The organism is Cutibacterium equinum (assembly GCF_028021195.1).
Classification (GTDB): Bacteria; Actinomycetota; Actinomycetes; order Propionibacteriales; family Propionibacteriaceae; genus Cutibacterium; species Cutibacterium equinum.
This window is the reverse complement of the sequence record NZ_CP115668.1, coordinates 2,012,714-2,025,998: the sequence shown is the minus strand read 5'-3', so window position 1 is coordinate 2,025,998 and position 13,285 is coordinate 2,012,714. Positions and strand designations below refer to the sequence as shown.

Genomic DNA, 13,285 nt, shown 5'->3' with positions numbered 1-13,285 from the left:
GGTTCGTGTGTGCCCAGACCGACGATGACCTCGCCCAGGCCCCCTCACTGGAGATTCCCGGCCAGAAAACGACCACAGTCGTAGGAGTCGGGCCGATGCCCGAACCGTGGCCCGATGACCCAAGACTCGATCGGGAATTGTTGGCGTCAGGGGATCGACGCAATGTCATTGACCGGTATCGATATTGGACGATGGAGGCCATCGTCGCTGACCTCGACGCCCAGCGTTCTCGGCTCCACGTGGCCATCCAGAACTGGGAACATGACTTCAACATCGGTTCCGTGGTGCGTACTGCAAATGCCTTCAACGTTGCGGCTGTGCACATTCTGGGACGACGACGCTGGAATCGACGCGGTGCGATGGTGACCGATCGGTACCTGCACGTCTACCATCACCCGGACGTCCCCACCTTCCTGGCGTGGCTTGACGAGCACGGCGTCACCCCGGTCGGCGTGGACAACCTGCCTGGATCGGTGCCGCTGGAAACCGCACAGCTCCCCCAGGACTGCTGCCTGGTCTTCGGGTCAGAAGGCCCTGGGCTGACCGACGAGGTCGTCGCGGGGTGTGACCATCTGGTCGCCATCACCCAGTACGGATCGACGCGGTCGATGAATGCGGGGGCCGCTGCCGCGATCGCCATGTACGCCTGGACGACCCAGTGGCGCGACGCTCCAAACCCACCCACCGACAGACCTGGGAGGCCGAGACCCCCTAGGCTCGTCCCATGAGCACACAACCCACTGAGGACCCAACACGGCTGGTAGTGACGTTCAATCCAGTACCAAGTGCCTCCCGGGTTGCCCACCACCACGCGACGAGATTCCGCCTGGCTGTACAGGCCCTCGTCGTCGTCATCATCGGCGGCCTGCTGTGGGCGTTGGCCGCCGACGCCTTTGAACTGTCCACCGTCATGTGGATGCTCGGCGCCTGGGTGGTGCTGTTCCTGGTGCTCTTCGTCATCCAGAATCTTCGCCTGCACGCCGCGCGCAAGGACCTCCTCGACGTCGGGGAAGGGCCAGCCCTCATCGTCACCTCCGATGGATTGGGGCTGCGACGGATGCTGCGCACCGGAAAGGGTGATTCGGCCACATCGGCCATGGACCAGATCGACTGGAAGGACATGGCGTCGATCAAGGTGGGTGGCTCGTCGGTGGGATCGGGGCCTGGGCTCGTCGTCCGCGCTGTCGACGGCCGTCAGTGGGAGGTTCCGCTGTCGTGGCTGGATCGCCCACTAGCCGATATTGACGCCGCAGTCTCAACGGCTTCCGAGGGTCGGGTACGCATAGAACACGCGGGGGTTGACACCGCCGACTGACGCCCGTTGCGCAGCACTTGTGAGCGCGCCGAGTACCCGGACTGACATCACTGGGGAAATGCGGAAGAATGGGCTTTCGTCATCGTGAGTTCATACAGGAAGGCCCAATATGCCCATCGCAACACCCGAGGTTTACGGCGAGATGATCGATCGCGCGAAGGAAAAGGGCTTCGCGTACCCGGCCATCAACGTGACCTCTTCCCAGACCCTCAACGCTGCCCTTCAGGGCTTCACTGAGGCTGGTTCCGACGGCATCATCCAGATCTCCACCGGTGGCGCTGAGTACCTGTCGGGTCAGAAGGTCAAGGACATGGTGACTGGTGCGGTTGCTCTGGCCGAGTACGCCCACGTCGTCGCCAAGAACTACCCGGTCAACGTGGCCCTGCACACTGACCACTGCCAGAAGGAGAAGCTGGACAAGTACGTCAACCCGCTCATCGCCATCTCGCAGGAGCGTGTCGACAAGGGCCAGGACCCGCTGTTCAACTCCCACATGTGGGACGGCTCGGCCATCGAGGTCGAGGAGAACCTGCAGATCGCCGAGGAGCTGCTCTCGCGCACCTCGAAGGCCAAGCTGATCCTCGAGATCGAGGTGGGCGCTGTTGGTGGCGAGGAAGACGGCGTCACGGGCGAGATCAACGAGAAGCTGTACACCACCGTCGCTGACGGCATGCGTACCCTCGAGGTCCTCGGCCTGGGGGAGAAGGGCCGCTACATCACCGCCCTCACCTTCGGCAACGTCCACGGCGCCTACAAGCCCGGTTTCGTCAAGCTGCGTCCGGAGATCCTCAAGGAGATCCAGGACGAGTGCGGCAAGAAGTACGGCAAGGACAAGCCGTTCGACCTCGTCTTCCACGGTGGCTCCGGCTCCACCGCTCAGGAGATCGCTGACGCGGTGTCCTACGGCGTCATCAAGATGAACGTCGACACCGATACCCAGTACGCCTTCTCGCGTCCGGTCGTCGATCACATGTTCTCCAACTACAGCGGCATGTTGAAGATTGACGGTGAGGTCGGCAACAAGAAGATGTACGACCCGCGCTCGTGGGGCAAGAAGGCTGAGGCTGGCATGGCTGCCCGCGTCATCGAGGCCTGTGAGCGTCTTGGCTCGAAGGGCACCTCGGTCAACGCCTGAGACCTGAGATAGGTAGGAAAATCCCGCCCAGCGAGGTTTCCGCCCCTGTGGGGGTGGTTTCCTTGCCAGGCGGGATTTTTCGTGCTCCGGCACGGCTGGGCCGACACCTCGAGACCAAGGCTTGGGCGACGACGAGGGATGAATCGTTGAACGCTCAGTTAACACGGCTGGTGGGTCGTGGTTTGCGGCACGGCGTCATGCTACTTTCGCGTCGTCATGGGAGGGGCTGACGCAAGGGGTGAGTGCCAATGGTTGATGCCGTCGTCATTGAGGGTCTGCGCGTCTGCCCAGGTGAGGAGGTGCTCATCGACTCCTTCGACCTTCGCATTGAGCCCGGGGAGATCATCGCCCTCACCGGTCCCAGCGGGTCGGGTAAGACGAGCCTGCTCTCCTTGGTCACCGGATTGCGGAGGATCACTGCTGGCCGGGTGACGATCGCCCGCACGGTCCTTGACTCCACATCGACGAGTCGACAACGCGCCGACGTGCGACGCCGCCACATTGGGGTGTCGAACCAGGACCCCTATCTCATGGACGAGCTCACGGTTGTCGAGAACGTCGCCTTGGTGCGCATCTTCGACGGAGTGGAGCGCTCGAGGGCCCTTCACGAGGCCACTGAGTGCCTCGCTGGAGTCGGCATTGAGCACTTGGCGCACCGTAGGACCACCGACCTGTCGGGTGGTGAGGCGCAGCGGGTGTCGTTGGCGCGGGCGTTCTGCCGGCCGCAGGCCCACGTCCTGGTGGCCGACGAACCCACTGCCAATCTGGACCCGGCGCATGTTGACGCTGTGACCGAGACGATGGTGGACCAGGTGAGAGCTCGCGGATTGGCCGCGATCATTGCCACCCATGATGCCCGGGTCGTCAATCGCTGTGACCGGAACGTTGACCTGTCAGTGATCCGATGAGTACCTTCCTGCGGACCGCCGCCCTCTTCGCCTTCTCCCGACATCGCGCGCACCGCTGGCATCAGATCGCGATGGTGCTTGCTGCCGCTGTGGCGAGCGTCGCCCTGCTCGCAGCCTCGGCTCTCATGACCATCGGCAACACGGTCAGCGACCACGTCGAGGCTCGTCATCCCGTCCTGGCCGATTCGAAAGAGCTCGAGGCTGCGGCCCTGACGACAACCCTGCCCGTCGAGGCCGGGCTGGGGCAGGTGCCGGTGATATGGATCGAGCCACGTGCCGGACATGAGAACGACGCCGCCTTGGTGCCCCCAGGCCTCTCCCGGCTGCCTGCCCCCGGAACAGCCGTCGTCTCGCCGGGCATCGTCAGACATGGCTTGGCTGCCAAGGACTTCGGGCTTCGCGCGTCGACGGTGGGCACCGGCCCGGGTGGGACGATCGGCGACGACGCCTTGGCATCCCGCAGTGAGGCGTACGTCATCGCGCGTCCGCCATTGGGTCGCCACATTACCGCCGACGTCATGATCTCCGGATACCACACGATGGGGGATCGGTACCCCTGGGTGGAGACGACCTTGGACATGCCGACCCGCCAGGTCGCCGGGTGGGGCGGCCTCGTCCTGCTGGCGCTGCCGGGGGTCCTCGTCATGATCGGGGCCGTGAGATCCTTCTCCCCGCAGCGGGACCGCCGGATCGACGGCATGTGGCGTCAGGGGGTTCGGGTCGGTCGGATTCGGCTTCTGTTGGCGGCCGAGAACGGTGTCCTGGCCTTCCTCGGCGCGATGGTCGGCGGTATCGCATGGCTGCTTGTGATCTCGGGGATCCGGGACCTTCCCCTGGTTGACGCCGAACTGTTACCAAACGGTTTCAGAGCCTCATGGGCGGCAGCCGTCCTCGTCCTGGTCGTCGTCGAGGTGGTCACGGTGCTGGCATCGGTGATCGGGGTCGATCCAGACCGCGATCGTCAAGGTTTGCGGCGTCGTCATACGGTCCACCGAGGCCGTACAAGGTGGCCGATCCTCCTGCTGACGAGCGGATTTGTCATCATGATGCTCGGCTCGGCAGTGACCTTCCTCATCTCTGACGCGTTCGCGTCCTCCTTGTCGGTCATCCTCTTGTTCGTCGGAGGCGGCCTGAGCCTTGTCGCCCTACCGTCGGGTGTCGGTGGGCTCGTGGAGATCATTGGTCGCAGACTCGAGAATGCGGGGTCGCCTGCCCTGTGGCTTGCCTGCCGGCGCCTGCGTGGCAGCGTACGAGGGCTCACCCGGGTCGGGGGAATTATCGGGGCGTTGATGTTCCTCCTGGGGTCGGGCTCCGCCCTGTTCCTCGGCACAGCCCAACCGCCGGCTCTCGAGCTCCCGGACTCATCGCGTGAGGTGTGGATGCTGCGCTGGCAGGACCCTCACCCCACAGACGTGACCGAGGTGACTAGACAGTTGCGGGCGCGCGGGATGTCGGTGGCCGCAGTCGGTCCCGACGATCCCGACGAGGTGACCCAGCCCGTGGTCGCGACCGCGATCGGGCTCACCTGTGAGCAGTTCGGCCAGCTCACCGGCGCACCGACCGGTATGGTGCGCTGCGATTCCTCCCGGGCCACCGTCAAGGACGCCCCCGTCGACGCGATCCTGGGCGCTGGGACTGGTCGGCATGCCGCTGATCGAGTTCTCGTCAGCGCACCTCGAGGCAACCGCGACGTTGATGTCCTCGGAGCCGTCGACGGTCTGGCTGCGCCCAACGTCACGAAAGTCATGGGTGTACAGCAGTACCGGCATCCGGGGACCGACTGGTTCGCCCTTGGCCTGGGGTGCGCGGTCCTCGTCGGCTCGGTCGTCATCCTGCGCGAGCTGGGTGATCAGGCGATCATGGCGACGTGGACTGAGAGGAACCTACTGCCGGTTGGCCTGACCCCGACGGAGGCGGCACGGACCCACCTGTGGAGCGTCACCCTGCCCATCCTCGTCGGTGTTCCCGTCGGTGCCGCCGGTGCGGTGCTGTTCGCGATGATCGGGATGGGTATGGGTGTGACGGTGTACCGGCTCGGGATGCTGCTCGGGATCGCCCTCGGTTTGGTGGTCGTCAGCCTCATCGGTGTGCTGGTCGCGTCGTGGTGGGCCCAGCGCGCATCGAGGCCATGACTGAACGCCAACGACTGAACATTGTTCAACTTTGAAATACCGACCCACTTGGTCCGCGCTCGGTCCTCACGTGGAATCATGGAGCCATGAGTCCGCGAAAGATTGGCGTTACCGAGCTCGTGCTCCGCGACGCGCATCAGAGCCTGCTTGCCACCCGCATGGCCATGGAGGACATGGTCGATGCCTGTGCCGACATCGATGCTGCAGGCTTCTGGTCCGTTGAGTGCTGGGGTGGAGCTACCTTCGATTCCTGCATCCGATTCCTCAACGAAGACCCGTGGGAGCGTCTGCGCACCTTCCGCAAGCTGCTGCCGAACTCCCGGCTGCAGATGCTGCTGCGTGGCCAGAACCTCCTGGGATACCGTCACTACAACGATGAGGTCGTCGACAAGTTCGTCGAGAAGTCGGCCGAGAACGGCATGGACGTGTTCCGTGTGTTCGACGCACTGAATGACCCGCGTAACCTCGAGCACGCCATGGCTGCGGTCAAGAAGACCGGCAAGCATGCTCAGGGCACCATCTGCTACACCACCTCCCCGATTCACACCCCGGAGAGCTTCATCAAGCAGGCCGATCGCCTCATCGACATGGGTGCTGATTCGATCGCCTTCAAGGACATGGCAGCCCTCCTCAAGCCCCAGCCCGCCTTCGACATCATCAAGGGCATCAAGGAGAACCACCCCGACGTGCAGATCAACCTGCACTGCCACTCCACCACGGGCGTCACCCTGGTCACCCTGCAGAAGGCCATCGAGGCCGGTGTCGACGTCGTTGACACCGCCATCTCCTCGTTGTCGCTGGGCCCGGGCCACAACCCGACCGAGTCCCTCGTCGAGATGCTCGAAGGCACCGAGTACACCACCGACCTCGACATGGATCGCCTCCTCAAGATCCGTGACCACTTCAAGAAGATTCGTCCCAAGTACAAGAGGTTCGAGTCGAAGACCCTGGTCAACACCAACATCTTCCAGTCCCAGATCCCCGGCGGAATGCTGTCCAACATGGAGTCCCAGCTCGAGGCCCAGGGCGCTGGCGACCGCATGGACGAGGTCCTCAAGGAGGTGCCGCGCGTCCGCAAGGATGCCGGTTACCCGCCGCTGGTCACCCCGTCGTCCCAGATCGTGGGAACCCAGGCTGTGTTCAACGTCCTCATGGGCAACGGCGAGTACAAGAACCTCACCGCCGAGTTCGCTGACCTCATGCTTGGTTACTACGGCAAGCCGATTGGTGATCTCAACCCCGACATTGTCGAGATGGCCAAGAAGCAGACCGGCAAGGAGCCGATCGACTGCCGTCCCGCCGACCTGCTCGACCCCGAGTGGGATCAGTTGGTTGAGCAGGCCAAGGGCCTTGAGGGCTTCGACGGCACCGACGAGGACGTCCTCACCAACGCCCTGTTCCCGGGAGTTGCCCCGAAGTTCTTCAAGGAGCGCCCGGAGGGCCCGAAGAGCGTCGCTATGACCGAGGCTCAGATGAAGGCCGAGGCGGAGGGCACCGGCGCTGCCGGCATCACCGGACCGGTCAACTACAACGTGACGGTTGGTGGCAACAGCCACCAGGTGACCGTCGAGCCTGCGTGAGGATGATCGCCAACCATGGCTGAGAAGAAACCAATCAAGCTGGCCGACACCATGGCCGGCCGAATCGAGCAGCTTGCCGACGAGCGCCACAACGTGGAGGTCGGCGGCGGCGAGGCTCGACTCGAGAAGCAGCGTGAGAAGGGCAAGCAAACTGCCCGTGAGCGCATCGACAACCTCGTTGACGCTTACTCCTTCGACGAGGTGGGTGCGTTCCGCAAGCACCGCACCACCCTCTTCGGCATGGACAAGGCCGAGGTTCCCGCCGACGGTGTCGTCACCGGACGCGCGACCATCCACGGTCGCCCGGTGCACGTCGCCTCCCAGGACTTCACCGTCATGGGTGGTTCCGCTGGTGAGACCCAGTCGATCAAGGTCGTCGAGACGATGGAGCAGGCCCTGCTGACCGGCACCCCGTTCCTGTTCTTCTACGACTCGGGCGGCGCCCGAATCCAGGAGGGCATCGACTCGCTGTCGGGCTACGGCAAGATGTTCTACGCGAACGTCAAGCTCTCGGGCGTCGTGCCGCAGATCGCCATCATCGCCGGGCCGTGCGCCGGTGGCGCCTCCTACTCCCCGGCCCTGACCGACTTCATCATCATGACGAAGAAGGCCCACATGTTCATCACGGGGCCTGGAGTCATCAAGTCGGTCACCGGCGAGGAGGTCAGTGCTGACGATCTGGGTGGTGCCGATGCGCACATGTCCACCTCGGGCAACATCCACTTCGTGGCTGAGGACGACGACGCCGCGGTGCTCATCGCGCAGAAGCTGCTGAGCTTCCTGCCGCAGAACAACACCGAGGACGCCCAGATCTCCAACCCCAACAACGACGTCTCCCCGCAGCCTGAACTGCGCGACATCGTGCCGTTGGATGGCAAGAAGGGCTACGACGTCCGCGACGTCATCGCCAAGATCGTCGACTGGGGCGACTACCTCGAGGTCAAGGCAGGCTGGGCGACCAACATCGTCACCGCCTTCGCCCGTGTCAACGGTCGGACCGTCGGCATCGTGGCCAACCAGCCGAAGGTCATGTCGGGCTGCCTCGACATCAACGCCTCCGACAAGGCCGCCGAGTTCATCACCTTCTGCGACTCCTTCAACATCCCGTTGGTGCAGTTGGTGGACGTTCCTGGCTTCCTGCCCGGTGTCCAGCAGGAGTACGGCGGCATCATTCGCCACGGTGCGAAGATGCTGTACGCCTACTCCGAGGCCACCGTCCCGAAGATCACCGTGGTGCTGCGCAAGGCATACGGCGGCTCCTACCTGGCCATGTGCAACCGTGACTTGGGTGCCGACGCCGTTTACGCCTGGCCGAGCGCCGAGATTGCGGTGATGGGTGCCGATGGCGCTGCCAACGTCATCTTCCGTCGTCAGATCAAGGAGTCCGAGGATCCCGCGGCCACCCGTGCTGCCAAGATCGAGGAGTACCGCAACGCCTTCAACACCCCCTACGTGGCTGCCGCCCGTGGACAGGTTGATGACGTGATCGATCCCGCCGACACTCGTCGCAAGATCACCGCCGCACTGGAGATCTACGCCACCAAGCGTCAGTCCCGTCCGGCCAAGAAGCACGGCGTCATGCCGTGCTGAGTGAACAAGGCTGATGGGAGGACAAGATGAGTGAGAACAATGAACTCGTCATCGAGACGCTGAACAAGCGACTCGCGGCGCTGGAGGCCGAGGTTTCCCGGCTCAAGAAGACCAGCAAGGACGTTCCTGAGGACGTGCTCGCCGTCATCTGCGCCGCCGTTTCGGCTTACCTGGGCAACGACGGAAAGGTTCAGGCCGTCCGTTTCGCCCCGAGTGAGACCTGGGTCCGTCAGGGACGCAGGGCTCAGCAGAACCATTCGATTCGTTGACCTGGAGAAACTGACATGAAGCTCAAGGTGACCGTCAATGGCGTCGCATACGACGTGGACGTTGACGTTGACAAGACCCCTAATACGCCGATGGCGCCGATTCTGTTTGGAGGCGGCTCCGGTGGCCCGATGAAGACCTCCGGTGGTGGCGCTGGCAAGGCCGGAGAGGGCGAGGTTCCCGCCCCGCTGGCCGGCACCGTCGCCAAGATCCTCGTGGCTGAGGGTGACGCCGTCAAGGCTGGTCAGGTGCTCCTGACCCTCGAGGCCATGAAGATGGAGACCGAGATCAACGCCCCGGCCGATGGCACCGTCAAGGGCATCCTGGTGGCTGTCGGTGACGCCGTCCAGGGTGGCCAGGGCCTGGTGGCTCTGGGCTGACCCCCGGTACGCAAGACCACAGTGGCGCCGCACCTTCGGGTGCGGCGCCACTGTTTTGTGTGTCCTGTGTCCGGTGTCCGGTGTCCTGTGTCCGGTGTCATGTGTCGGAGGGAACTCGTGGCTGCGTGGCCAGCGTTGCTCGTGGACACACTGGGCCAGCACCGGCCGTCGTCGCCCTGTGATTGCCCGAGGACGTGAAAACGGCCCGCCTTCACGAGGAGGCGGGCCGTTCGTGATTCAGATCACTTGAAGACGATCATCTTGCGACCAGTCGGGGTGTGGTCCCACAGCCACTTCAGGCCGTTCATGTTGCGGATGTTGATGCAGCCGTGAGAGGCGCCATTCCATCCACGACGGGAGAAGTCCGACGAGTAGTGGATGGCCTCGCCATTGTGGAAGAACATCGAGTACGGCATCGGGGATCCGTAGATGCCCGACACGTGATGCTTGTCCTTCCAGTACACGGTGTGGACGCCCTCGGTGGTGGGCATACTGGGACGTCCGAAGCGAGCGTCCAAGGTGATGAGGATGCGCCCGTTTTGAACCATCCACAGCTTGCGCTGGCTCTTCGAGGCGCAGATGACGGTCCCCGTCATGCAGCGACGGTCAAGATGAGCGCCCGAGTTGTTGATCGGCAGGCTCACCGGCACCGACACGGGGCGGGAGGACACCGCCGAGACCGGGATCCAGCTCTGCATCTTGTTGAACACGACTGGCATCCAGCCGTTGCGGTTCGGGCCGCGACGGACGACGCGGGTGCCCTGGTAGGCGGTGCCCATGGAGCGGAAGGAGGTCGAGGCGCCAGCCCGCATCGTCTGGTTCTTCTTCACCCAGAAGGTTTGCGGACGGGTGGAAGTGACGGTGTGGCCCGGCAGCCAGCCCTGCTTGCCCTTGTAAAAGACCGGGGCCCAGCCATTGCGGTTCGGGCCACGTCGGACCATGGCGGTCGTGGCATGGGTGCGTCCCATGGAGCGGAAGGAGTTCGAGGCGCCGGTACGCAGGTCAGTCTCGACGTAGATCCACTGGGTCTGCGGGTGCCAGGTCGTCACCGTGCTGGCAGGAACCCAGCCCTGAGTGTTCTTGTACAGGACCGGGATCCAGCCGTTGCGGTTCGGGCCACGGCGAACCAGGGCGTGGGTCGAGGCGGTGTGTCCCATGGAGCGGAAGGAGGTCGAGGCGCCGGTGCGCAGGTCGGAGGACAGGTACACCCACATCGTCTGCGGGCGGGTCGTCGTCAAGGTGCTGGCCGGCACCCAACCCTGCTTGCCCTGGTACAGGACCGGGGCCCAGCCGTGGTTGTTCGGGCCACGGCGGATGACGGCGGCCGTGGCACGGGTGTGTCCCATGGAGCGGAAGGAGGTCGAGGCGCCGGTGCGCAGGTCGGAGGACACGTAAATCCACATCGACTGCGGGCGGGTCGTCGTCATGGTGTTGGTGGGAATCCAGCCCTTCTTACCGTGGTACAGGACCGGGGTCCAGCCGTTGCGCTCGTCGCCCCGGATGGTGACCTGGGAGGCTGCCTGGATCTTCCCCATGGAGCGGAAGGAGGTCGAGGCGCCGGTGCGCAGGTCGGTAGCGATGTAGATCCACGTCGGCTGCTCGCCCTGGACCGATCGCACGGCTGTGCGCACTGTCTCATGGGGCGTCGATGTTGCGGAGGTCTTCGGGGTGGCCGGTGCGCTCGGCGTTTCCGATTCAGTGGCCGATGAGGTTGCCTTGGAAGAAAGAGTTGGCTCTGACGGGGAGTTCTCCTCGGGGGCAGACGTCGTCACCGGGGCAGCAGGATCCTCAGAAACGCGAGCGGGCGATGCGGGACGCAAAGAGGAATCCGTGGTGGTGGGAGGGGTGGTGGGTTCCGCATGAGCAGTACCGACGATCCCGGCGGACAAAGATAAGGCCAGTGCGGCTGCCAGACTGGCAGCGCGGGAGGACTGCATGGATCAAACACCTTTCGAGAATGTGGGCGAGAGGATAATACGCCTTTTCGTCGACGCCTCGACGCGGTTTACCGGCCCCCTGGGGGCGGTGCAATTGGTGCGATATGGCAGTGGCGCTGCAGCTTGCCTAGTCAGGGGCAACTGCAACGCCACGGCCATCTGGTCAGGGGTTCATCAACTGTTCTTCGCGCGAGTGCGAGCCTTGGCCCGCTCGTGGGCGTTTAGCTCAGTCTTGCGGATACGAACAACGTCCGGGGTGACCTCGAGGCACTCATCCTCACGGCAGAACTCCAGCTGCTGCTCCATTGAGAGTTTGGTGGCCGGAATGAGGCGTTCCAGTTCGTCACCGGTGGAGGAGCGCACGTTGGTGAGGTGCTTTTCCTTGGTGGGGTTGACGTCCATGTCGTCGGGGCGGGAGTTCTCGCCAACGACCATGCCCTCGTAGGTGTCCTCGCCGGGGGAGACGAACATTGTGCCGCGCTCCTGCAGGTTGAACAGGGCGTAGGAGGTGACGACTCCCTGACGGTCGGCGACCATCGAGCCATTTTGACGGGTGCGCAGCTCGCCCACCCACGGCTGGAAGTTCTCGAAGATCTGGTTCATGATGCCCTGGCCTCGGGTCTGGGTCAGGAATTCGGTGCGGAAGCCGATGAGCCCGCGAGCCGGCACGATGAACTCCATGCGCACCCAGCCGGAACCGTGATTGACCATGTGCATCATCTGGCCCTTGCGCAGGCCCATCATCTGGGTGACGGCCCCCATGAACTCCTCGGGGGCGTCGATGGTGACCCGCTCGAAGGGCTCGTGCAGCTTGCCGTCGATGGTCTTGGTGACGACCTGCGGCTTGCCGACGGTGAGCTCGAATCCCTCGCGGCGCATCTGCTCGACGAGGACGGCCAGCTGCAGCTCACCGCGGCCCTGAACCTCCCACATGTCGGGACGATCGGTGTCGGCCACCTTGATGGACACGTTACCGATGAGTTCCTGATCGAGGCGGGCCTTGACGAGACGGGCGGTGAGTTTGTCACCGGACCGGCCTGACAGCGGCGAGGTGTTGATGCCGATGGTCATCGACATCGACGGCTCGTCGACGTGGATGAGGGGCAGCGGATCCGGGTTCTCGGGGTCCGAGAGGGTCTCGCCGATGGTGATGTCGGGGATGCCGGCGATGGCGACGATGTCACCGGGGCCAGCCTTCTCGGCGGGGACTCGCTCGAGGGCCTCGGTCATGAGCAGCTCGGACAGTTTGACGTTCTGCACCGAACCGTCGCGCTTGCACCAAGCCACCGTCTGGCCCTTGACGATCTCTCCGGAGACGACGCGGCACAGGGCCAGACGACCGAGGTAGGGGGAAGCGTCGAGGTTGGTCACATGGGCGCGCAACACCCCGTCTTCCTTGTAGGTGGGTGCCGGGATGTTCTCGAGGATGCAGTCGAACAGCGGCTGAAGGTCGGGGGAATCGGGCATCCCGCCGTCCTCGGGCTTGTTGAGAGAGGCGCGTCCGGCCTTCGCAGAGGCGTAGACGACGGGGACGTCGAGCAGGGAGGTGTCGTCGTCGTCGGAAAGATCCATGAACAGGTCGTAGGTCTCCTCGACAACCTCGTCGATGCGGGCGTCGGAGCGGTCGACCTTGTTGAGGACGAGGATGAGCGGGAGTTTCTTGGCCAGGGCCTTGCGCAGCACGAAGCGGGTCTGGGGGAGGGGACCCTCGGATGCGTCGACGAGGAGGATGACGCCATCAACCATCTCGAGGCCGCGCTCGACCTCGCCACCGAAGTCGGCGTGTCCGGGGGTGTCGATGATGTTGAGGGTGATTTCCTCGCCGTCGCTCATGACGTGCTTGACGGCGGTGTTCTTGGCGAGAATGGTGATGCCCTTCTCGCGCTCGAGGTCCATCGAGTCCATGACGCGCTTTTCGACGTCGGCGCCCTCGCGGAAGGCTCCCGACTGCCACAGCATCGCGTCGACCAGTGTGGTCTTTCCGTGGTCAACGTGGGCCACGATGGCGATGTTGCGCAGATCCTTGCGTACGGGCATGCAG

General features: G+C 64.2%; 11 protein-coding genes. 9 read left to right on the top strand and 2 right to left on the bottom strand.

The window, feature by feature from the left end; translation table 11 throughout:
- Positions 1-95: 95 nt before the first annotated feature.
- The 9 genes from O6R08_RS09240 to O6R08_RS09200 all read left to right on the top strand — a co-directional run bounded on the left by O6R08_RS09240 (position 96) and on the right by O6R08_RS09200 (position 9,307).
- Complete coding sequence (locus O6R08_RS09240; protein ID WP_333907889.1) at positions 96-728, top strand: TrmH family RNA methyltransferase; 633 nt, start codon at positions 96-98, stop codon at positions 726-728.
- Positions 725-1,315 carry a hypothetical protein gene (locus tag O6R08_RS09235; protein WP_271417856.1) on the top strand — a complete coding sequence of 197 codons (591 nt, stop codon included), beginning with the start codon at positions 725-727 and terminating at the stop codon, positions 1,313-1,315. Before O6R08_RS09240 ends, O6R08_RS09235 begins: the two co-directional genes overlap by 4 nt.
- Positions 1,316-1,424: 109 nt before the next feature.
- Positions 1,425-2,450 carry a class II fructose-bisphosphate aldolase gene (gene fbaA / locus O6R08_RS09230; protein ID WP_271417855.1) on the top strand — a complete coding sequence of 342 codons (1,026 nt, stop codon included), beginning with the start codon at positions 1,425-1,427 and terminating at the stop codon, positions 2,448-2,450.
- Positions 2,451-2,698: 248 nt separating this feature from the next.
- Positions 2,699-3,358: an ABC transporter ATP-binding protein gene (locus O6R08_RS09225; RefSeq protein WP_271417854.1), complete on the top strand. Its 660-nt coding sequence runs from the start codon at positions 2,699-2,701 to the stop codon at positions 3,356-3,358.
- Positions 3,355-5,490 (top strand): hypothetical protein, encoded by a 2,136-nt coding sequence (locus O6R08_RS09220; protein ID WP_271417853.1) that lies wholly within the window; start codon positions 3,355-3,357, stop codon positions 5,488-5,490. Before O6R08_RS09225 ends, O6R08_RS09220 begins: the two co-directional genes overlap by 4 nt.
- 86 nt (positions 5,491-5,576) lie before the next feature.
- Positions 5,577-7,070 (top strand): methylmalonyl-CoA carboxytransferase subunit 5S, encoded by a 1,494-nt coding sequence (locus tag O6R08_RS09215; protein WP_271417852.1) that lies wholly within the window; start codon positions 5,577-5,579, stop codon positions 7,068-7,070.
- 15 nt (positions 7,071-7,085) lie between these two features.
- Positions 7,086-8,660: an acyl-CoA carboxylase subunit beta gene (locus O6R08_RS09210; RefSeq protein ID WP_271417851.1), complete on the top strand. Its 1,575-nt coding sequence runs from the start codon at positions 7,086-7,088 to the stop codon at positions 8,658-8,660.
- A 26-nt stretch (positions 8,661-8,686) separates the two neighbouring features.
- Entirely contained in the window at positions 8,687-8,929 is a 243-nt protein-coding gene (locus tag O6R08_RS09205; RefSeq protein WP_004809241.1) for a hypothetical protein, read from the top strand.
- A gap of 15 nt (positions 8,930-8,944) precedes the next feature.
- On the top strand, positions 8,945-9,307 hold the full coding sequence (locus tag O6R08_RS09200; RefSeq protein WP_271417850.1) for a biotin/lipoyl-containing protein: 363 nt from the start codon (positions 8,945-8,947) through the stop codon (positions 9,305-9,307).
- A 242-nt stretch (positions 9,308-9,549) separates the two neighbouring features.
- Here the strand turns inward: O6R08_RS09200 and O6R08_RS09195 are convergent, their stop codons facing one another.
- Together O6R08_RS09195 and typA are read right to left on the bottom strand one after the other, a co-directional pair.
- Complete coding sequence (locus O6R08_RS09195; protein ID WP_271419343.1) at positions 9,550-9,903, bottom strand: L,D-transpeptidase; 354 nt, start codon at positions 9,901-9,903, stop codon at positions 9,550-9,552.
- Between the two features lie 1,515 nt (positions 9,904-11,418).
- Positions 11,419-13,281 (bottom strand): translational GTPase TypA, encoded by a 1,863-nt coding sequence (gene typA, locus O6R08_RS09190; protein WP_271417849.1) that lies wholly within the window; start codon positions 13,279-13,281, stop codon positions 11,419-11,421.
- Positions 13,282-13,285: the final 4 nt, after the last annotated feature.